General features: G+C 42.6%; 21 protein-coding genes. 14 read left to right on the top strand and 7 right to left on the bottom strand.

Translation table 11 applies throughout. The features are described 5' to 3' along the window. Window position 1 precedes the first annotated feature (1 nt). The 5 genes from L1271_RS13340 to pabB all read right to left on the bottom strand — a co-directional run bounded on the left by L1271_RS13340 (window position 2) and on the right by pabB (window position 6,379). Window positions 2-2,344: a S8 family serine peptidase gene (locus L1271_RS13340; protein ID WP_102056504.1), complete on the bottom strand. Its 2,343-nt coding sequence runs from the start codon at window positions 2,342-2,344 to the stop codon at window positions 2-4. Between the two features lie 229 nt (window positions 2,345-2,573). Beyond that, window positions 2,574-2,804 carry a hypothetical protein gene (locus L1271_RS13335; protein WP_102056505.1) on the bottom strand — a complete coding sequence of 77 codons (231 nt, stop codon included), beginning with the start codon at window positions 2,802-2,804 and terminating at the stop codon, window positions 2,574-2,576. Between the two features lie 130 nt (window positions 2,805-2,934). Beyond that, window positions 2,935-4,311 carry an L-serine ammonia-lyase gene (locus tag L1271_RS13330; RefSeq protein ID WP_235368044.1) on the bottom strand — a complete coding sequence of 459 codons (1,377 nt, stop codon included), beginning with the start codon at window positions 4,309-4,311 and terminating at the stop codon, window positions 2,935-2,937. 168 nt (window positions 4,312-4,479) lie between these two features. Further along, a complete protein-coding gene (locus L1271_RS13325; protein WP_235368043.1) occupies window positions 4,480-4,995 on the bottom strand; it encodes an NUDIX hydrolase in 516 nt (171 codons plus the stop codon). 34 nt (window positions 4,996-5,029) lie between these two features. Then, the gene (pabB, locus tag L1271_RS13320; RefSeq protein ID WP_102056507.1) at window positions 5,030-6,379 is read right to left on the bottom strand and encodes an aminodeoxychorismate synthase component I; all 1,350 of its coding nucleotides are present in this window, start codon (window positions 6,377-6,379) and stop codon (window positions 5,030-5,032) included. Between the two features lie 164 nt (window positions 6,380-6,543). Between pabB and L1271_RS13315 the strand changes: the two genes are divergently transcribed. The 10 genes from L1271_RS13315 to L1271_RS13270 all read left to right on the top strand — a co-directional run bounded on the left by L1271_RS13315 (window position 6,544) and on the right by L1271_RS13270 (window position 16,659). Then, window positions 6,544-8,070, top strand: coding sequence for a fumarate hydratase (locus L1271_RS13315; protein WP_010606398.1), 1,527 nt, complete (start codon window positions 6,544-6,546; stop codon window positions 8,068-8,070). A 428-nt stretch (window positions 8,071-8,498) separates the two neighbouring features. Continuing rightward, on the top strand, window positions 8,499-9,539 hold the full coding sequence (locus L1271_RS13310; RefSeq protein ID WP_102056509.1) for a Leu/Phe/Val dehydrogenase: 1,041 nt from the start codon (window positions 8,499-8,501) through the stop codon (window positions 9,537-9,539). 49 nt (window positions 9,540-9,588) lie between these two features. Then, a complete protein-coding gene (locus L1271_RS13305) occupies window positions 9,589-10,233 on the top strand; it encodes a CatA-like O-acetyltransferase (protein WP_102056510.1) in 645 nt (214 codons plus the stop codon). Between the two features lie 403 nt (window positions 10,234-10,636). Then, window positions 10,637-11,407, top strand: a complete 771-nt coding sequence (locus L1271_RS13300; RefSeq protein WP_010606401.1) for a DUF3450 domain-containing protein — start codon at window positions 10,637-10,639, stop codon at window positions 11,405-11,407. Between the two features lie 6 nt (window positions 11,408-11,413). Beyond that, window positions 11,414-12,775 carry a MotA/TolQ/ExbB proton channel family protein gene (locus L1271_RS13295; protein ID WP_029215858.1) on the top strand — a complete coding sequence of 454 codons (1,362 nt, stop codon included), beginning with the start codon at window positions 11,414-11,416 and terminating at the stop codon, window positions 12,773-12,775. After that, window positions 12,775-13,299, top strand: coding sequence for a MotA/TolQ/ExbB proton channel family protein (locus L1271_RS13290; protein ID WP_010606403.1), 525 nt, complete (start codon window positions 12,775-12,777; stop codon window positions 13,297-13,299). Before L1271_RS13295 ends, L1271_RS13290 begins: the two co-directional genes overlap by 1 nt. 14 nt (window positions 13,300-13,313) lie before the next feature. Then, window positions 13,314-13,718, top strand: coding sequence for an ExbD/TolR family protein (locus tag L1271_RS13285; RefSeq protein ID WP_010606404.1), 405 nt, complete (start codon window positions 13,314-13,316; stop codon window positions 13,716-13,718). Continuing rightward, complete coding sequence (locus tag L1271_RS13280; protein ID WP_010606405.1) at window positions 13,718-14,332, top strand: energy transducer TonB; 615 nt, start codon at window positions 13,718-13,720, stop codon at window positions 14,330-14,332. The genes L1271_RS13285 and L1271_RS13280 overlap by 1 nt, the downstream gene beginning before the upstream one ends. Before the next feature lie 11 nt (window positions 14,333-14,343). Next, a complete protein-coding gene (locus tag L1271_RS13275) occupies window positions 14,344-15,603 on the top strand; it encodes a tetratricopeptide repeat protein (RefSeq protein ID WP_102056511.1) in 1,260 nt (419 codons plus the stop codon). A gap of 51 nt (window positions 15,604-15,654) precedes the next feature. Beyond that, a complete protein-coding gene (locus tag L1271_RS13270) occupies window positions 15,655-16,659 on the top strand; it encodes a hypothetical protein (RefSeq protein WP_235368042.1) in 1,005 nt (334 codons plus the stop codon). On the opposite strand, the gene L1271_RS13265 is transcribed toward L1271_RS13270, so the two are convergent. Together L1271_RS13265 and L1271_RS13260 are read right to left on the bottom strand one after the other, a co-directional pair. Further along, complete coding sequence (locus tag L1271_RS13265) at window positions 16,622-16,996, bottom strand: TraR/DksA family transcriptional regulator (RefSeq protein WP_010606408.1); 375 nt, start codon at window positions 16,994-16,996, stop codon at window positions 16,622-16,624. The two genes, L1271_RS13270 and L1271_RS13265, sit on opposite strands and share 38 nt — an antisense overlap. Before the next feature lie 37 nt (window positions 16,997-17,033). Then, a complete protein-coding gene (locus L1271_RS13260) occupies window positions 17,034-18,020 on the bottom strand; it encodes a tRNA-dihydrouridine synthase (RefSeq protein ID WP_235368041.1) in 987 nt (328 codons plus the stop codon). A 268-nt stretch (window positions 18,021-18,288) separates the two neighbouring features. Here L1271_RS13260 and L1271_RS13255 point away from each other — a divergent pair, with 268 nt between their 5' ends. The 4 genes from L1271_RS13255 (at window position 18,289) to apt (ending at window position 21,788) form a co-directional block, all read left to right on the top strand. Further along, window positions 18,289-18,828: an HvfA family oxazolone/thioamide-modified RiPP metallophore gene (locus L1271_RS13255; RefSeq protein ID WP_039492461.1), complete on the top strand. Its 540-nt coding sequence runs from the start codon at window positions 18,289-18,291 to the stop codon at window positions 18,826-18,828. A gap of 183 nt (window positions 18,829-19,011) precedes the next feature. Then, window positions 19,012-19,848 carry an HvfB family MNIO-type RiPP peptide maturase gene (locus L1271_RS13250; protein WP_235368040.1) on the top strand — a complete coding sequence of 279 codons (837 nt, stop codon included), beginning with the start codon at window positions 19,012-19,014 and terminating at the stop codon, window positions 19,846-19,848. 2 nt (window positions 19,849-19,850) lie between these two features. Continuing rightward, on the top strand, window positions 19,851-20,600 hold the full coding sequence (locus tag L1271_RS13245) for an HvfC family RiPP maturation protein (RefSeq protein ID WP_235368039.1): 750 nt from the start codon (window positions 19,851-19,853) through the stop codon (window positions 20,598-20,600). A gap of 642 nt (window positions 20,601-21,242) precedes the next feature. After that, window positions 21,243-21,788: an adenine phosphoribosyltransferase gene (gene apt, locus L1271_RS13240; RefSeq protein ID WP_010606415.1), complete on the top strand. Its 546-nt coding sequence runs from the start codon at window positions 21,243-21,245 to the stop codon at window positions 21,786-21,788. Window position 21,789 lies beyond the last annotated feature (1 nt).

Below are 21,789 nucleotides of genomic sequence, written 5' to 3'. Positions count from 1 at the left end.
ATTACTCAGCAGATTGATGGCCAAAGATACGTACAGCTGCACCCATCAGTTTTGATGGCGTTGAATTGTTTACGTATCCATCGTAGACAATATCACCTGTGCTAGTCGTCGCAAACGACTTGTTTGACACGTCGAACAAGCGAATTGTCCACTCTCCTTTAGCTGACTCACCATAGAAGCTGTTTGATAAAAATACGCCATTTTTTAGGATATAGCCAACCTGGAAGCCTGCACCGCTAAAATCATATGCAGGGCGTATCAGTGCTTGTCTAGATGATAATAAAACGCTTCTCGTACCGCTCGGAGAGATAACTTCAATTGCCAAGTCAGAACCAGCAGTAGATTGTATAACAGCTTCATCATTTTGAATTCCCATACCAAACTCATCGTTAAATACATCCAGTTTGAATTGGATAGCTTCAACGTTGATGTCCTCTGAGACAGTCACTTTGTAAGTGGCACCAACTTCACTGTTATCAGGGATTGCCATCTCTAGAGAATCTTGACCCATTACGGAGCCTTGGCCAATCCAATCTGTAATAACTTCTTCACCAAGTTTAGTTGAGTAAGACTTGGCCATTTTAACTGCTGCACCGGCATCTACACGGCCAAAACCATAAAGGTTATTATGGCTATAGCCAGCTGCGTTTTCTACCCAGCCATCATGCGCGATAAATTCACCAGCGCCTACTGGCACCGTTACTGGCGCATTTTCGGCGTCATTTTTGGTGCTTGTTGACACAATGATATGACGTACATCTCTCCAAGTCAGCTCACTGTTCGCTGATAGGATCAGAGAGATCACGCCTGAAGCGTTTGGTGCTGCAGAAGAGGTTCCATTCATGGTTGAACGGTAATTACAGTTAGGGTTTTCTGGATGTCCAGGGTAATCGAATGGGTATTGGCTTGCAGCGAACTCCTCTCCATAAGCTCCTGTCCAACTGGCGATTGCGCGACCAGTATAACCAGAACTACCACTTAAACATGTCATTGGATCAGTCGTAACCATTGCAGGAGCCCAACGGCCATATTCCCCAGCAGGAGCTGCTGCTAACAGGTTTGCCCCAGCGCTTGAGTAACTAGTATGTTTACCATTTGAGTTAACGGCACCAATAGAGAAATAGTAAGGGTGCCCTTGGCTACTTTCACTGTTGCTATTGTAGCAGGTTAATCCTAAGTCATTTGCACCATTGTCATCACAAAATGAGCCTTCTAAGTCTTCACTTACAAAACTATTACCACTTGATTTTACGTTAGTAGCACCTTTGCCTGAACGAAGCTTCCTGTTTGGATAAGATTCAATTGCTTCATCAAGTTCCGAATAACTAAATTGAACAGGGTAGGTAAGGCCATAGCTGCGGTTGAATACAGAAATAGACTCACTTTCTGTTATCCCAGAGCCAGGAAAGCCATGAACTAAAAGATCTTGCTTTGGTGTCTTGTCACCGCTAGCCAGTAAATTCATTCCGATAAGACCAGTATCAGGCGAAACACCACGGCCGCCTAGGCCGTTCCAGCCTTTAGATGCAATCAGACCTGCAACACTAGTCCCGTGGTCACCATTAGTCGCTGTGCTCGTAGGGTCAGTTTTATCAAGCGCATTGTCAAGTAGGTTAAGAGAGCGATTTGGCAAAACGTTAGGAGCCAAATCTTCATGTCTAATTTCTAGGCCTGAGTCAACGACAACGGCTGTCACACCTTCGCCCGTTACACCCTGGGCAAATGCTGCTGGTACATTCATATCTTCACCAGCGACTAAGATGTTTGATTCTGCATCCGCAAATTCACTATTCCAGTACTCAATCGCTTGTTCTTCAGTCATAATGCCACGACCGACGTAAAGGTCGACCAAGCCTTTTTTCATCGCATCACTCAGTGCGTAAGCCTTTTGACCCGTATTATTTAGGTGCCATTGCTGGTAAGCAAGAGGGTCAGTTAGTGATGCTGGGATCTCAATACTACCGTTGGCTGACTTTCCTTTTGCAGTAACAGTGTACTTAATAGTTGCCGCTTCGCCAGATATTGGCAAGTAATCAAAAGCGGTTAGACTTTTTAGCGTTAAAATACCATGAGGAAAAGTGTAAACATTATCTACAGGCGAAATCTCTGTCTCACCGTCAAATATTGTAATTGATAGATTGTCACTATCTGCGTCGGAGGCTTGAATTGAGCCCGAAATGGTCTGCCAATGTTTTACATTTTCTAGCTGGGTAACACCAGCCTGAGGTGCATGATCTAGCTCTTGAGCTGAACTATTATTGTTGTTATCGCTTCCACCACAAGCTGATAGTGCTACTACTATCGCTGCGGATAAAGCGGTGTATTTGAATTTATTGTTATTCATATTATTTACCTTTGTACACTTTGCAGTAACGAATGTACTCAAGTAAATTAATGTTAGCAATTATATAATTTTAAGTTTTGTAAACAAAGTGTAATCAGAGGTGTTTTTTTATCATTTAATTCAATTGGTTATCTTCTTTGAAAACAAATGTAAACAGTAACAAGAGATGAAAAAATTAACCAGAAAGGACTCCTTTCCTTTGCCTAGTAGCGTTATTAGCCGTATTCTTTTATAAGTTATTTATATCTTTTTTAACTTGATAACCTTCATCGGTAACAATTTGCTCCAGTGTTGCCACTCTTGCTTTTAATGCAGTAATCTCTGAGTGTAGCTCATCATGCACCTTTGTTCTTTGTGCGTCTATTTTTTTAAATTCCAAGCGGCGTTTATAGATTTCGCTAATTATTCCTCCACCAACACTAATAAGTACAATCAAAAAAACCATTGTAGTGCCTGACATAGCCAATTTACTCCTTTTTGTTGATAAGTAATATCATGACGAATTCATTGTAGTGACGATAAAAAATGGCATCATAATTTACCATCATGATGCCATTAAGTCATCTGTAAAGTGAACTGACAATTGTCAACTAGCACTCAATAATGTTTACCGCCAATCCACCGCGCGCGGTTTCCTTGTATTTAGTTTTCATATCGTTACCGGTATCAAGCATCGTTTTAATCACTTTATCTAGTGATACTTTTTGATCGCCCGTTCCGCGCAAAGCAAGACGAGAAGCATTAATGGCTTTAATAGAACCCATTGCATTGCGCTCAATACACGGAACTTGCACAAGCCCACCGACAGGATCGCAGGTTAGGCCTAGATTATGCTCCATACCAATCTCAGCGGCGTTCTCAACGTGTACTACGTTACCACCCATGATTTCGGTAAGAGCGCCAGCAGCCATTGAACACGCAACACCTACTTCACCTTGGCATCCAACTTCAGCGCCAGATATAGAGGCATTCTTCTTATATAAGATCCCAATCGCCGCTGCGGTAAGTAGATAACGTGTGGCAATCTCTATATCCACTTCTTTGATAAAAGTGTGATAGTACATTAACACCGCTGGAAGAATACCGGCTGCACCATTGGTTGGTGCGGTTACTACGCGGCCGCCCGCTGCATTTTCTTCATTAACTGCAAGTGCAAACAAATCCACCCAATCCATTGCGCGCAGTGGATCTTGGTGCGTTTCTACACTGAGTTTTAAATACAGGCTAGGTGCACGACGACGAACCTTTAAACCGCCCGGTAAAATACCTTCGGTTTTCATACCACGTTCAATACAAGCTTTCATTACCTGCCAAATGTGGAATAGCGTTTCTTTGATTTCAGATTCTTTACGTAATGTTTTCTCGTTGGCCATCATTAACGAAGACACACTAAGCCCAGACTCTTTACACATTTCCAGTAGCTCGGCGGCTGAATTGAATGGGTAAGGTGCCGGGTTTTCTGTTCTGATATCTAGCGCAGCTTGCTTTTCAGCTTCAAAATTCTGATCGGTAACGATAAAGCCACCACCAATCGAATAGTAAATTTGGCTATGAGCAAGCTCTTCGCCTCTATATGCTTTAATTTCCATTGCATTGGAGTGCTTAGGCAGCGTTTTTCGACGGTGAAAAACAATCGCGCCTTGCTTAGGAAATTTTACTTTATGTTGCTTGTCGAGATAGATAACCTGTTCATTTTCGATGGTTTCTAAGATCTCTGGTACTAGATCTGCATCTATGGTCTCAGGGTCGTAACCCGCAAGTCCCAAAATAACAGCCTTACCAGAGCCGTGGCCGATACCTGTTTGGCCTAAAGAACCGAACAGTTCCACTTTCACCGAAGTGATATCATCAACGATGCCTTGTGCCTGAAGGTCTTGTACGAATAACCTAGAAGCACGCATTGGTCCCACTGTATGAGAGGAAGAAGGGCCAATACCGATACTAAACATATCGAATGCACTGATCATAAATTTTACTCACATTGCCTTTAAAACGGACGCCATCATAACGTGTCTACTTAGGGAAGTAACCCATAATCGGCAAAAGTATATGCCAGCTTTGCAGTAAGCATGATAGAAAGGTCTCTAATCTGCAAGGTGGAGGGGGATTTTAAAAAAGGTCTTACCAGTTAAGAGCTAAAATAGGGCGGTGAACTGTTTGACGATTTTTGCCGTTGCGCCCCACAGTAAGCCATGTGGTGTCATAAATCCGTCGAGTGAAACGGGTTTGCCTTTATTGGTAAAATGGAAGGTTCGCCAATTCTTGGCCATGCTTAATTGGTTTAATGGCACCGTAAATGTGTGTTGCACTTCGTCGCTTTGATTCACCCAAGTCGCATCTTGTTGTACAGAAGCAACAACGGGGGTGATTTGGTAGCCGGTGAGCGTTTGCATAAACGGCAATATGCCCAGTACTTGAGACTCAGAGATTGTCAGACCTATCTCTTCTTCGGTTTCGCGCAGTGCTGTGTTGATGATATTGCTATCTTGTTGTTCGACTTTGCCGCCAGGAAAGCAAATTTGACTCGGGTGGCTCGGCAATTCGCTGCTGCGTTTGCAAAACAACAGGTGGGCTCGAGCGTTTACATCAACAATAGGAATAAGCACCGCACTTTGCTTGAGAGTATGCAGTGTGGTTGGTGTTTGCGCCATGATGGGCGCCAACATAAATTGCGATATAACCTGATCAATCTTCATTTAATACTGGGAGGATTTTATTCACTTTGTGGTAAGTCTCTTCAAATTCCAACTGTACTTGAGAGTCTCTGACTATACCACCACCTGCCCAGCAATGTATCTTATTTTGATGACAAACTAGGGTTCTGATAGTGATAGAGGTATCCATATTACCACAGGCGCTAAGGTAGCCGATTGAGCCGCAATAAACGCTGCGTCTGTGCGGCTCTAGCTCTTCGATGATCTCCATGGCGCGGATCTTAGGTGCACCTGTTATGGAGCCACCGGGGAAGGCGGCTTCGAGTTGATCAACTGCACATTTACCTTCGGCTAGTTTAGACGTTACCGTACTGACTAGATGGTGAACCGCAGGAAAACTTTCGATTGCAAAGAGTGATGGAACCGCAACGGAACCCGGCTTGGCCACTTTACCCAAGTCGTTACGCAGTAGGTCAACTATCATGACATTCTCAGCTCGATCTTTGCTGCTGTTCCTCAGTTTTTCAGCTTGCGCTTTATCGGCGTCAGTATTTGGTAATCTTGGCAAGGTGCCTTTGATCGGCTTAGTTTCTACAATATTGTTTTTAACTTGGATGAAGCGCTCTGGTGACACAGAAACAATAGCACTATTGCCTAAGTTAAAAAATGCTGAGAAAGGCGCTTGGTTGTGGTTTCGAAGCTTTTTATACGCGAGCCACGGAGTTCCTTCAAAGTTAGCACTGAATCGCTGTGCTAGGTTTATTTGATAACAGTCGCCACTTAACAAATAAGATTGAATGCGCTCAAAGTTTTGCTCGTATTGTGCTCTAGTCATGTTTGACTGCCACTGTGACGTCAGCCTAAATGGCTCGAACGCTGAGGTGTCCTCGAGCCGCTGCAAATACATCTCTAGCCTTTGTGTATTAGGTTGCGACACATAAAACCAAGCTTTGTGTACTTTGTCATAAATTAACGCGTCTGGATACAAACCAACACAGGCGTCGGGTAGCTTAATATCATGTTCCGCACAATGTGGTATGTGTTCAATATAACGGCCGAGATCATAGCCAAAATAACCAAGCCAACCGCCGTTAAAAGGTAAATCATAAGGAGCACTGCAATTACTATACTGGGTAAGCTTATCTTTCATCACAGTGAATATAGATTCACTCTGCAGCTTGCCGTCTAAAAATACATTTCCGTCTTTAGCTTCAAGTAAATTAATTGGTGCAATCGCAATGATATCGTAGCGGCTATTGATGTGATCAGAATCGCTTGAATCTAACAGGATAGCCTGAGATTCGTTTGCAAAGTGTTCAAATAATTCTAGTGCATTGTGCCTAATGTCTAATTTCGTACAGTTTATTCGCTCGTTTATCATTTACTTGACCTGCAAAGCTAGCCCCAAACGGGCGGGGAGGTTATCATAGTTACCTGCTATTCCATAGTTTAAGGTATTGAAATTGACTTTCTGACGCTGAATAACAACAATTGCCAGCGAAAGTTTCAATACCAAAAAATACCGTCGAAAATTGAGGAACCGTCATGAGTACAATCCGTCAGCAAGACTTTATTGATAGCATTGAAGATGCGCTTCAATATATCTCATTTTACCACCCACTTGATTTTGTCCAAGCATTAGAAAAAGCCTACGAAAAAGAAGAAAGTAAGGCCGCGAAAGATGCAATTGCACAGATCTTAATTAACTCACGGATGTCAGCAGAAGGTAAGCGCCCGCTGTGTCAAGACACTGGGATAGTAACCTGCTTTGTTAAAGTCGGTATGGACGTTAAGTGGGATAAAACTGACTTGACGGTACAACAAATGGTAGATGAGGGAACTCGTCGTGCCTATATGAACCCAGATAACCCGCTACGTGCATCAATCGTTGCCGATCCAGCAGGTAGCCGTAAAAACACCAAAGACAATACGCCTTCGGTAGTACACATTGACTTAGTACCAGGTGCTGAAGTTGAAGTGATGATTGCAGCGAAGGGGGGCGGCTCTGAAAACAAAACTAAAATGGTGATGCTAAATCCATCAGATGATGTTGCAGAGTGGGTAGAAAAAACATTACCGACAATGGGGGCTGGTTGGTGTCCTCCGGGCATGCTAGGTATAGGTATCGGTGGTACAGCAGAGAAAGCGGCTGTACTGGCAAAAGAATCCTTAATGGATCCGGTTGATATCCATGAGCTGATGGAACGCGGTGCCGAAACTGCAGAAGAAAAACTGCGTCTAGAAATTTTTGAACGTGCAAATAAGCTAGGCATTGGCGCACAAGGCCTTGGTGGTTTAACAACCGTTGTTGACGTTAAAATCAAAACAGCACCAACACACGCAGCGTCTAAGCCAGTGGTAATGATCCCTAACTGTGCCGCTACACGCCACGTACATTTCACACTAGATGGTTCAGGTCCTGCAGATCTAAAAGCACCAAAGCTCGAAGATTGGCCAGAAGTGACTTGGGAAGTAGGTGAAGATACGCGTCGTGTCAATTTAGATACTTTGACCAAAGCAGATATCCAAGAATGGAAAATGGGTGAAACTGTCCTGCTTTCTGGCAAGATCTTAACGGGTCGAGATGCAGCGCATAAACGTCTGCAAGAAATGATGAATTCTGGTCAAGGCTTGCCAGAAGGTGTCGATTTCACTAATAAGTTCATCTATTACGTGGGTCCTGTGGATGCTGTTGGCGATGAAGTCGTGGGACCTGCAGGTCCTACCACATCTACACGTATGGATAAGTTTACTGATCTAATGTTAGAGAAAACGGGTCTTATCGGCATGATCGGTAAAGCCGAGCGCGGTCCAGCAACTGTCGAGTCAATCAAACAGAATAAAGCCGTATACCTTATGGCTGTAGGTGGCGCTGCATACTTAGTGGCTAAGGCAATTAAGAAATCTCGTGTTGTGGCGTTTGAAGACTTAGGTATGGAAGCTATTTATGAATTTGAAGTAGAAGACATGCCGGTGACGGTTGCCGTTGATAGCAATGGTGAGAATGCGCATACCCAAGGCCCTGCAATTTGGAAAGCACGAATTGAAGAGTTAGATAGCAAACTTAGTTGATCAGTTTTGCGTTAGTGGAGAGCATATAGGTACTTTCCACTTAAATATTTGTCTTCGGTGTTAAAGTGACGATCCGAAGCATTATTGAGGAGGCTAGCAGCCTCCTTTTTTGTACTGATATGTTTACAATGCTTACTAGCCTTCCGTTTACGTAAACAGTAACTTCAGAAAAGCTCAATAAGTTAAATTAAAATTCCTTTAAGGTTTTTATTTTTGGTTTGTTTTTCCTTTCTTTTCTTTTCTTTTGAATTAAATATTTGTATTTGCTTTGAATTGGGTTTATATCATCTCAATTTGTGGAATGGTGCTAGAGTTAGTGATAGAGTCTTGCCAATTTCAGCGCTATTTGCCCTTAGTGTGGTATTGAACGCAAAGTCACACCTAAGAGCTTACCCGTATGGGATAGATAATTTTTGGAGAAGAAGAAAGTGGCTGTATTTAACCAAGTTGAATTTGATAACCATGAACAAGTCGTATTCTGTTCAGACGAAGCATCAGGCCTTAAAGCTATTATCGCGGTACATAACACTAAGCTAGGTCCAGCTGTAGGTGGCTGTCGTCTATGGAATTATGCCTCTGATGAAGACGCAGTATATGATGTACTGCGTCTGTCTAAAGGGATGACATATAAGAATGCGGTTGCACGTTTACCATTTGGTGGTGGCAAATCTGTCATTATTGGCGATGCTAAGACTATCAAGTCAGAAGCGCTATTCAGAGCATTTGGTAAACACCTAGACCGCCTAGGTGGTAGTTACTATTCAGCTGAAGATGTAAACATCACAACCGGTGATGTAATGGTAATGCATAAAGAAACTAACTACGTAATGGGCCTCGAAGGTAAAAGCGGTAACCCTTCTCCATATACTGCGTTAGGCACATTCCTTGGAATTAAAGCAGCTTACCAACACAAGTATGGTCATCAAGATTTGGCTGGTATCAAAGTTGCCGTGCAGGGCTTGGGTGCAGTTGCTTACACTTTATGTAAGCACCTCCATGAAGCGGGTGCAGAGCTATTTGTTACTGATATCAACGAAGAGTCAGTACAAAGAGTGGTCAATGATTTCAATGCTACTGCTGTTGGTATTGATGAAATCTATGATCTAGATGTTGATGTATATGCGCCGTGTGCACTAGGTGCTACGGTAAATGACGATACTATTCCACGTATCAAAGCCACAATTATTGCAGGATGTGCAAACAACCAGCTTGCAGAGTCTCGTCATGGTGAGATCATTCGTGAAAAAGGTGTTCTTTATGCGCCAGATTACGTGATCAACGCTGGTGGAATCATCAATGTTTACTATGAAACAAAACCTGAAGGTTATGATGAGGCTGCAGCGACTAAACACGTAGAAGGCATCTACGACACGCTAACTGAAATCTTTAAGCGTTCTGAAGATGAGAAAGTTTCAACGCATATTATTGCTGATAAATTAGCTCAAGAGATTATTGAAAACGGTCTATAATAAAAACGCCGTTTAATTACCAGAGAGGGGCATGAGCCCCTTTTTTTGTATGAAAAAGAAATTATCTCTTGATACTTGGCCCCGCCAAGAACATTTTTCCTTCTTCAATGATTTTACCCAGCCATATTTTACAGTCACCGTCAGCTTACAAATGGAAAGAGTTTATGAAATGAGTAAGCGTAATACAGTGCCGTTTTCTCTTAGCTGCCTGTATGCACTGCAGTTGGCTTTGCAAAGCTATGCGCCCATTCGTTACCGAATCGAAGCGGGGACAGTAGTCGAATATGATGTGGTAGAAATTAGCAGTGTTTTTCTGCGGAAGGATGAAACCTTCAGATTTGTAAGGCTTGCCCCTGAAACCGATTTCAAGCGCTTTATTAGTGCCAATTTGCATAGTAAAACTGAGCAATTAAATGGGCCGCTTGTCAGCGAGCAATTTTTAACGGAAAGTCAGGTGCCAAATTGCGTTCATGTATCTATACTTCCATGGCTATCTTTTTCCAGTTTTGGTCATGCAAGGCACAGTAGAGATGACTTCGGTATCCCAAAATTTGTGTTCGGAAAATACAATAAAGCAGATGGTACGATGCCATTTTGTATCGAAGTCCACCACGCCTTAATGGATGGCCTACACGTCGCTGAATTCGTTCAAATTCTACAGGAAAAAATAGATCAAGCGATTTGGGACAGATAAACAAATTTTGCGTTAGTTCGCAGAAGATGAAATAATTTGCGTTCTGTGCAATGAGTAATTTTGACTATACTACTGTTTTTATAGATTATTCATAAGTTCTATTTGGAATATCTATTCAATTTATTGGAATAAATCCGATGTAAAATATTGTAAACAGCGTATGCAAAAGGTTGGTTTTGCGAGGGTTGTGTATATTTTGCTGTGTTTTTGATGTTAATTTTTTGTTTTGTATATAATTATTACTTATTTATAGACAAAAAATGTTTTCACAGTGAAGTTGACACATCGTGTTGCATTTAGCATTATTGGACAGTTGATATCTGTCAAATGATATCAGGGTTGCTCTTACGTTGGTGAGAGCGCGAAAATTATAAAAGTAACATTACTTAATTGGTTGGGAACTATGTCTGTTAAAATCAGAAAGAGCCTTGTAGCTACGGCGCTTTTAGGCGCGACAGCTTTTGCAAGCAGCAATGTGATTGCAGATCCTTTGAATGACATACAAAAAGTAGGTCAACAAACTCAAACGGCTGCTAAAAAGTCTCAAGAAAAGATTGATAACCTTTACGGTCAGTCTCAAGAAATGATCGCGGAATACCGTGGTCTAGTTGAAGAAGCAGAACTGCTTAAAGTGTATAACGATCACGTTGCACGTCTTGTAGCGGATCAAAATGCAAGTATTGAGTCTCTTGAGCGTCAAATTGGTACTATTGACAAGACAAAACAGGACGTTGTGCCTTTGATGTATCGCATGATCGATACGCTTGAGCAATTCATCAAAGCGGACGTTCCGTTTAATCAAGAAACACGTCTAGATCGCGTTGAGAAACTTCGCAGCATCATGACTAACTCATCTGTAACTACTTCTGAGAAGTTCCGTCAAGTGCTTGAAGCTTACACGATTGAAACTGACTACAGTGCAACAATGATTGCGAGCCAAGGTTCTCTTGAACAAAACGGCAAAAACATCAATGTTGACTTCGCACGCCTTGGCCGTATCGCATACGTAGCTCAGTCGTTCGACCAAAAACATGCTTGGGTTTGGAACAACAACACTAAGCAGTGGGATCAACTTGGCGAAGAATATCTTAAGCCAGTTAAGAGCATGATCCGTATTGCACGTAAGCAAGCGGCTCCTGAACTTGTAAACCTACCTATCTTTGGCGCGGAGTAATTAATGATGAAGAAACTATTTAAAGGTTTTGCAGTTGCTGCAGCGTTAACAGTTTCTGCTGGTGCCGCGCTAAATGCACACGCAAACACTGAAGCCTTAGACAAAATCCTAGAACAGGTTAAACAAAACCGTATCTCTGAAGGCAAAATCAACAAACAACGTGAGCAAGAGTTTTTAAACGACCGTGCTGACAAACAAGCATTGTTGAACAAAGCGAAGCGTGAATTGGCTGCTGAGAAAGCACGTGGTGAGCGTTTAAATGAACAATTCAAGCAAAATGAAATCACACTTGCTGAAAAAGAAGTTGAGCTTGAAAATGCCAAAGGTACACTCGGTGAAATGTTCGGTGTTGTACGTCGTTCAGCTGCTGATGCCATCGGTTCAATCGAAGCTTCACTTGTAAGTGCTGAAAAGCCAGGACGTGCTGAAGTTCTTCGTTCACTAGCTGAAGCGAAAGAGCTGCCAACTACTCGTGAACTTGAAGACCTTTGGATTGCTTTCCAAACTGAAATGACTGAATCAGCTAAAGTAACTAAGTTTGAAGCTGAAGTTGCTGAGCTAAACGGTGACGTAAACGTTAAAGAAGTAACACGTGTTGGTAACTTCAACCTAGTCACTAAAGACGGCTACGTTATTTACGATCCTGAGAACAAGCAAATTGTTCCTCTTGGTAAGCAGCCAAGCGGTGAACTAGGTGGTGTTGAGCGTCTAATCGGTGCATCTGCTGATAAGTTTGTTATGTTTGCAGTTGACCCAACTCGTGGTTCATTATTACGACTTAATACTCAACGTGCAACGATGGAAGAGCGCTGGCACCAAGGTGACACGGTTGGTTACATCATTACAGCACTACTTATCTTAGGTGCATTGATTGCAATCGTTCGTATGCTAGACCTATTCATTGTTAGTGGTAAAATCAAAGCGCAAATTAAAAATGCAAATAACCCTAACACTAACAACCCACTTGGTCGTATCTTGAAAGTATATCACGACAACAAAGACCAAGACGTTGAAAACCTAGAGCTTAAGCTTGATGAAGCTATCCTACGTGAAACTCCGCGTATCGAGATGGGCGTAAACATCATCAAGATCCTAGCGGCCATCGCGCCACTACTAGGTCTACTAGGTACGGTTGTTGGTATGATCATGACATTCGAATCAATCACACTACATGGTACTGGTGATCCGAAGATCATGGCAGGTAACATCTCTCTAGCGCTAGTAACAACAGCACTAGGTCTTATTGCAGCTCTACCTCTGATTCTACTTCATGCTGTTGTACATGGTCGTAGTAAAGCGGTTCTACACATCCTAGATGAGCAAAGCGCAGGTATTGTTGCTACTCACGCGGAGAAGGAGAAAGCCTAATGTTAGTCCTGATGGAGATATGGGAATCTATCAGGGATTTTGTTGCTACAGGCGGCGATGTATTGTACGTGGTCGCAATGGCACTCTTTCTAATGTGGGTTTTAATGATTGAGCGCTATTGGTTCCTACTCGGCGAATTTCCTAAAATGCATAAGGAAATCGTCGCTAAGTGGGACGCCCGGCAAGATACTACGTCTTGGTACGCACACAGAATCCGCGATGCTTGGATTTCTGAAGTGTCTGAAAAATTAGATGAGCGCATGTTGATTATCAAAACATTGGTTGCAATGTGTCCATTAATCGGTCTTTTAGGTACAGTGACAGGTATGATCACCGTATTTGAAACAATGGCTACTCAAGGTACGGGTAACGCGCGATTAATGGCTTCAGGCATTTCAATGGCTACGGTACCAACAATGGCTGGAATGGTTGCGGCACTATCAGGTGTTTTCTTTAGCACGCGTCTAGAAGCACGTGCGAAAATGGCTAAAGAGAAGCTAGTTGATAGCTTGCCTCATCACTAGAGAGAGATTGAACTATGGCACGTAAACAACGTTTTCGTGAAGAGGAAGATGCAGCAGTAGATATGACGCCGATGCTAGACATCGTATTCATTATGCTTATCTTCTTCATCGTAACCACTTCTTTTGTTAAAGAAGCTGGTATTGAGGTTAACAAGCCAAAAGCGGCACAAGCACAAAAAACCAAAAACGCGAACATCTTTATCGCAATCCGTGAAAACGGTGAGATTTGGATGGATAAGCGCCAGGTTGATGTTGAGCGTGTAAGTGCAAACCTTGAAAGTCTAATGGCTGAACAGCCTACTGACGTGATTATTATTCAAGCCGACAAAGGTGCGAAACACGGCGTAGTTGTTAAGGTTATGGACCAAATTAAAGCGACTGGCGACAACTTGAAGATTTCAATAGCTGGAGATCAGTAATGATTCGACTTCTGTTTTCACTTCTAGCAGGTGGGGCAGTAACTCTCGGCTTGTTCTTTTTCATGTCATATCTTATCTCCGGAGGAGCAGATAGGGCAGATGTACAAAAGGAACAAATCGTAGTCGAGATTATGTCGAATCCGCCTGAATCAAAGGTGCAGCAGCGGAAGCGTGTCCCGCCTCCGCCGCCGCCACCGCCAAAGCAGCCGCCTAAACCGCAGCCGCCTCAGCCTGACACGGCTGATCCGACTGCAGGAAATATCGGCTTTAATATGCCTAGTATTGATCTAGGTGGAACCGCAGGTGGTTTATCTGGACCTGGCGAGTTTGGTCGTGACGGTGATGCAACACCAATCGTTCGAATCGAGCCAAAATATCCACCTCAAGCTGCTCGTGATGGCAAAGAAGGTTGGGTACGTTTATCATTCACAATCAATGAGCTTGGTGGAGTTGACGATATTGAAGTTATCGACGCTGAACCGAAGCGCATCTTTGACCGCGAAGCAAAACGTGCACTACGCAAGTGGAAATACCGTCCTAAGGTTGTTGACGGTAAGCCACAAAAGCAACCTGGCATCACAGTTCAGCTTGACTTTAAGTTAAACCAAGATTAAGGAGGCAGGACATGAAAAGTTTACCTAAATTTACAGCTCTTGCTCTCTTGATAGCGTTAACTGGTGGTATTTACTCAAGCTCAGTTTCTGCAGCGCCTAACTATGAAGAAATAGAGAAGCGCAAAGCGGCAAAAACTAAGATCATGGGTGAGCGTGTAGGTAAAAAAGTTGCTAAAGCGTTCGAACTCTATAATGAAGAAAAGGTCGATGAAGCAATTGCAATGCTTCGCGAACTTGATCCTTCAGATGATTTCGATAAAGCGACAGTCAACCGTTACCTCGGCCAGCTTTATGCTCAAAAGGAAAACTACGCCGAAGCGATTAAATACTCACGTCTAGCCATTGCGCCTGACGCGCTTAATTTCAAAGAGCAAGGCGATTTGATGAAGCTGTTAGGTGACCTTTTGCTTGGTACTGAAAAGTACGCAGAAGGCATTAAGGCTTATGAAGCGTGGATGGACTTTACTGGTGAAAATGACGCCAAAGTATATGGTCGTATCGCTCAAGCTTATTATGAGTTAAAGCAATATACGAATGTTATTGCTCCAGCTGATAAAGCGATTGCGGGTGTAGAAGAGCCTAATAAGCAATACTACCTGATGAAAGTTGCGGCGTACTTTGAATTAAAACAGTTCAAAAAGGCTGTAGAGGTTGGTGAAGAGTTAGTACGTGTTTTCCCTGAAGACCCGAAAGCTTGGACACAACTGGGTGGTTTTTATTTGCAAACCGAAGATTACAGCAAAGGTATGACTGTAATGAAGGTGGCGTATAAAAAAGGTTATTTTGAAAAAGAGAATGATTATAAGATTCTTGGAAGCTTATACTCTTTAACAGAAGATCCTTGGCGTGCAGCTCAAACGTTCGAAAAAGCGATCAAAGATGGCAAAATTGAACGAACAAAGCAGAACGTAACAGCGCTTGCAAGTTACTACCACCAAGCTAAACATATCAGCGATGCTGCTAAATATTACGAAGAAGCTGCGAAGTTTGACAATGACGCAGAACTTTATGGTAAAGCAGGTAGTCTTTTACTTCAGGATCAGCAGTTTAGTGCAGCTATTGTGAGACTAAACAAGGCGTTAGAGCTCGGTACTGATAAAAAAGGCAATACCTATACAGACTTGGCTGAAGCTTATTTCTATCAGGATAAGTTTAAGCAAGCTTACTCTGCAATTTTGAAAGCGCAGGAAGATCCTCGCACTAGAAAATTTGCTAAAAGTTGGTCTGGTTTTATCAAAGATAAAGCACAGCGTAGAGGCGTAAGTCTCTAGTAAAAAAGCCCCGAAAGGGGCTTTTTTGATTCTAAATTTTAATGTGGAACTATGAAAAAGCATTTACTGATCTGTTTTACTTTGGCTACGCTTATATTCCTTTTTGGCTGTACTGAACAGAAGCAAACTGTAAGTTACCAAGAGCTCAGAACTTCACTACTTTCTCTTAATAATGGTTTAAGCAAGCCCTCCGACGATGAAATTAGTGTATTACCATTCACAGAAGGTTACTTACAACTAAGGCATGCCTTATTATCTAGTGAGTTGAATGAACCAGATGTTATGGCTCATAAAGAGTTAGATTATTTAAGAATTCAGGAAAGATATCCTGAACGCTACTTGCCTTGGCCTGCTTACATATCAGTGCTGGAAAATGTTAAAAATAAAGTAAGTAGAAATGAACTTGGAAAGTGGCTTGCGTTTGTAGAAGTAAAACTAAAAGAGGCCGATGAAAGTAATATTCGCTTGAACCGGTTAGAGCGAGATACTTTAATGCTCCAACTTGAAAGTTCGGATATTGACGCACCATCACGTTCGGCCTTGTTAGCTTATCTGAGTAATTATAAACCAAGAGCTATGCTTGGACTCCATCAACTACCCAATGGAAAAGAATGGTATCAATCAAAGCTCAATTTTTATGGGGCTATTCAAGATTCACCTACTAAAGTTTTGGCGATGTTATCAAAGTTTGATGATCAAAATAGCAAAGCGAATGTGCTCAAGGTAATGCCTGATACTCAACAACCTTATATTCTGGAATTATTGCCGGCTAACTGCCAAAGAATTGCAGGGCTCAACTGGCGAGATGGGTTTATTAATGTGCCTTCGACCGTAGCAAAATGTACAAAGGCAATAGAGCAACATAAAGCGCTAATCGTGACTTTGATGGCGGTGGATTTGGGAATTCATTATCAAGGGTGGTCACAAAAGCAAGCATTTGTTGCGCTTAACTCAAAACTAGCGCTGAATGAACAACAAGCACAACAATTGATTGCTAATCTTGTCTATTTCCCAGCGACTATTTTTGCTGCATATCCCCACTTTTTAAAGCCTTAGTCTTACAACTGCGACAGCGTTGGGTTGCTGGATCGTGTTCTAGCAACTCAAGTTCTATTGTCTGCTCGCAATCACAGCAATACCCGAACTGACCGATTTCCATTTGGCATAATGCCGCTTCGACTTTCATCAATCTATCATAGAGTGGAAATTGCTCAGGATTTATCTTCTCCATCACAATATCAAGCCACTTATTAGGTGGGTTAAGCTCTAAGGTATTGGCAAGATTATGAGTAAACTCATTGGGTGAAGCTTTTAACTCTCCCAAGAAGTCGCTTCTAAGTGTGGCAAGTTCTGCTTGTAGGCTTTGTTCGTAGTGTTGTGTGTTTTCATTCATGGGCGCTCTCCTATCCGACACCCCATTATCATTTCAGTCAAACTTCACTGTTATGATTTGAATCAATGTCTGGAGACATTGCATATTTCTGCAACACCTTCATGACGTCATCTTTGCTTTTAAGCGTTTTGATTTCATCAAAAAGAACATGTGCGCCGTCATACTGACGTTTCAGATAACTGAGCCATTGTTTTGTTCTAGCCGAAAAGTACTTTTCACTCATATTCTCATCTTGATGCATGGAAGAGTGGAGGATATGGTAGACCACGTTTTCCCATGTAAGCGGAGTATAATAAGTTCCGCTAACATGCGCTTTGATTTTTGCTGCCAAATCGGGGGTGGCTAGCGCACCGCGACCAAGCATCAAATCTTGGCATTGGCTACGTGTTTGGCAGAGTAGTGCATCTTCAACTTGCCAAATTTCACCGTTAGCAACGACAGGAATGGTTAACCTTGATAATAAAGAGGGGATCTTTTCCCAGTACGCTGGCGGTTTGTAGCCATCTCGCTTGGTCCGTGCATGTATTGCCAAACTCGACGCACCACCTTGCTGGACCGCATCGACAATTTCAGTGCTATTGGCATCATCATCAAAGCCAAGGCGTATTTTGGCACTTACTTGATGCTTTTCTGGTACCGCATCTCTAACCGCTTTAATGATTTGATAGATTTGCTCAGGCTCTTTCAGTAAAACCGCGCCGCCACGGCTTTTATTCACGGTTTTTGCAGGACAACCAAAGTTCAAATCAACACCATGAGAGCCAAGCTTTACGGCCTTTCGTGCATTTGCAGCAAGCGCATGGGGAACCTGACCTAGAAGCTGTACTCTAACCGGTGTTCCGGCTCTGGTATAACCACCATTTAATAGTTCAGGACAGTATCTAGTAAATACCCTACGTGGAAAGGTGAGATCAACGACGCGAATAAATTCAGTGACACAAAGATCAAAGCCGCCGAGATCTGTGAGTAATTCGCGCATTTTAAAATCAACTACACCTTCCATCGGCGCCAGAACAAGCTTCATGTGTTAACCTTCAGATACAACAAAAATAAAATGAGTCACTGATGACTCATCGAAAAGCGCGACATTTTAGCTAATTGTTTGCTGCAAGTCATCAGCAGCCCCTAGTTATCCGCAAATAGCAAAAAGACAACAGATGGACTATAACTGGATGTAAACCAAAACTTAGCGAATTGGTATTACAGCTAAAATTTTTAAACGTTTAGCGAAATAAATATTTAGACGTTTGGGTCTACTTATTGAATCTACTATTTCTGAGAGAGCAAACATTATGAATACCGTTAAAAAGAACTCTATTGCCCTTACTTTAAGCGCTGTTGTTGCGGGTACCGCGGGGTTAACCGCGACGGACGCAAGTGCTAATCCATTTAGTTTTGAAACAATGACTGCCGGTTATCAACTTGACGCTGGTGAAGGAAAATGCGGCGAAGGCAAATGTGGTGGCGACGCTAAAGGCAAAAAAGAAGGTAAGTGCGGCGAAGGCAAATGCGGTGGCGATGCTAAAGGCAAAAAAGAAGGTAAGTGCGGCGAAGGCAAATGCGGTGGCGATGCTAAAGGCAAAAAAGAAGGTAAGTGCGGCGAAGGCAAATGCGGTGGTGACGCCAAAGGTAAGAAAGAAGGTAAGTGCGGCGAAGGCAAATGTGGTGGCGACGCTAAAGGTAAAAAAGAAGGTAAGTGCGGCGAAGGCAAATGCGGTGGCGACGCCAAAGGCAAAAAAGAAGGTAAGTGCGGCGAAGGTAAATGTGGTGGCGACGCCAAAGGCAAAAAAGAAGGTAAGTGCGGAGAAGGTAAATGCGGTGGTAACCACTAAATAGGAATACCATTGTATTCGACCCAATAGCGCAGCTAGTTATGTTAAGGTAAGCGGCGCTATTGGGTAATTCCAAAGTGAAGCCGTGCATACAGTAAAGCCTTTGTGATGCCGTGCATACAGTAAAGCCTTTGTGATGCGAGCTTCTGATTATTTCAAAATAATGTCTAAAGTGAGAGAAGTATGACAGTGCAGTTAGGCAACTTAGGACTTGGTTTACGCCGTGAAATGGTCGATGATGTGCTTAATACACCACCAAAGCAAGTAGACTTTTATGAGGTTGCACCAGAAAACTGGCTAAAATTTGGCGGTAAGCTTGCAAAGCAATTTCAAGCATTGACGCAACAACATACCTTTATCTGTCATGGCTTATCGTTATCGCTAGGTTCACCTGCACCGCTTGATCGTGAATTTTTATCACAACTAAAAACATTTTTTAAACAGCATAATATCGCTACGTACAGTGAGCATCTGAGTTATTGTTCGGGAGAGGGTCATATGTACGATCTGATGCCAATCCCTTTTACGGAAGAAGCAATCCATCATACAGCTAAGCGGATCCGAGCGGTCCAAGAACATCTAGAACGTCGAATTGCTGTAGAAAATGTGTCTTACTATGCGGCTCCTGGACAACAAATGTCGGAGTTAGAATTTACCCTTGGGGTATTGGCTGAGGCCGATTGCGATTTGCTACTCGATGTCAACAACATCTATGTCAACGCTATTAACCATGGCTACGATGCTGAACAATTCTTAGCGGCTATGCCAAGCGAGCGTATTGCATACGGCCATATCGCAGGCCATTATGTGGAAGCCGAAGATTTACTCGTTGATACACACGGCGCTGAGGTATCTTCGCCAGTATGGGACTTGTTAGATAAAGCCTATGAGCTTCATGGGGTATTCCCGACGTTACTAGAGCGAGATTTTAATATTCCTCCTATGGCAGAATTACTGGCAGAAGCGGGGCAAATTTCTGCAATACAGGCCAAATACGCCAAGCGCTTGGAGCAGGTATAGTTATGTCTTTTGTAGAAACTCAGCGGCAGTTTATGGCGCATATTAGAGATCCAGACAACCAACCTGCACCTGATGGCGTAGAAGCTCGGCGATTAAAAATCTATCAAGAGCTGTTTTTTAATAATGTTGAAGGCTTCGTGAGCAGTGCGTTTCCTGTACTTAAAAGCTTGTATACTAATGAAGATTGGTTGACGTTAATTAGGCTATTTTTTGTTAAGCACGATTGTCATTCGCCATACTTTTTAGAGATTAGCAAAGAGTTCTTGCAGTTTTTACAAACAGAATACGAGCCCTCTGAAGCTGATCCTGAGTTCTTGTTAGAGCTTGCTCACTATGAATGGCTAGAGCTAGATGTAGCAACGACCGTTGAAGCAGAGCATGAGCTTTCGATTAAGGTACAAGCGCTTGCAGATGTTGAAATTAGCTTGGCAAGTACAGCCAGAGTTGCACATTATCAATATCCGGTTCATCAGATCAGTGAAACCTTTAGGCCAACTAAAACAGCAGGGCAAACGTTTAGCTTTGCATTGTATAGAGACGAAGAGGACGAAGTTCAGTTTGTCGCACTAAATCCGATGACGGCCTTAATGTTGTCGGTGATTGAAGCCAATGATGGTATGCAACTCACTGATATTGTGGATGTTATAGCGCAGCAAGTGCCTCAGTTTACCGTTGAACAGCTGCAGCAAGGGGCACGGCATACACTAGCTGAATTCGCGGATCTTGGCATTATCAAAACAAAAAACCTTTAAGCTATTGGCAACATCGACTATTATACGGCCTGTTTTTGTCGTGCTTAAACTCGGACTAGGGCGCTAGTCAATGCTTTCTGCTGCTATGCAGTTGGCGCGAGTTGTAAAATTAAAGGTAGTATCTATGTCTAAAGGTGACTTTAAAGATCCGTTCAATGCAAAGTATTTCCTTGCATTTGTTGCTGTATTCGCTGGAATTGGTTGTTTAAACGCGATTCTAGGCTGGGCAACAGCGCTTGCATAAGTCAAGCTGAACGTATTTACCTAGAGGCTGCTTTTCGCAGCCTTTTTCGATTCTATACAGATATATACCAATTAGTCTTAATACTTGCTCAATTTGAAGGAGCAAATCTGACGCTAACTGCGTTAAAAATTTCTCATTTAGAACAACTAAATCGCAAAACTTTCGCCTTGCCTATATGGATGTAGGTACCTTGGCGTGAGCAGGACGCGGAAGCGGTGTTATCGACAAGATTTTCTCGCCTCAAAATAGATCACTTAATTAAGCTAATTGGTATAAAATACTCACTAAATTGTTCGCTTTTCCCCCATCCTGACACACAAAGTCACTCAGTCGGTTTCAACCGGATAGAAAATTGTTATAATCTCACTCTTTTGTAATAAACTTAAAGCAAAGCAATTATGACGACAGAGAATATGTCATTGATCAAAAATAGTATCGCGACGGTTCCTAATTACCCAAAACCAGGGATCATGTTCCGTGACGTGACTTCACTTCTAGCAAATCCAGCTGCGTTTAAGGCAACAATTGATGCATTCGTTGCGGCTTATAAAGATGGCGGCTTCACTAAAATCATCGGTACTGAATCGCGTGGTTTTATCTTCGGTGCACCATTGGCGTATGAGTTAGGTATTCCTTTTATTCCAGTAAGAAAGCCGGGTAAATTACCGCGTGAGGTGATCAGCCAGTCTTACCAGCTTGAATATGGTGAAGATACGCTTGAATTACACTCAGATGCAATTGAAACAGGTGATAAAGTGCTACTTGTTGATGATTTACTTGCAACAGGTGGTACTATTGAAGCAACAGCAAAACTGGTTAAGCGCTTAGGCGGTGAAGCCACTGATGCTGCGTTTGTTATTTCATTGCCTGAGCTTGGTGGTGAAAAGAAAATCAACGATCTTGGGATCAAAATCCTTTCACTTGTAGAGTTCGAAGGCGAATAAG

Source organism: Pseudoalteromonas sp. OF5H-5, from assembly GCF_021530695.1.
In the GTDB taxonomy this organism is placed as follows: Bacteria; Pseudomonadota; Gammaproteobacteria; order Enterobacterales; family Alteromonadaceae; genus Pseudoalteromonas.
The sequence above is the reverse complement of the archived record's forward strand: the minus strand, read 5'-3'. Positions and strand labels throughout refer to the sequence as shown.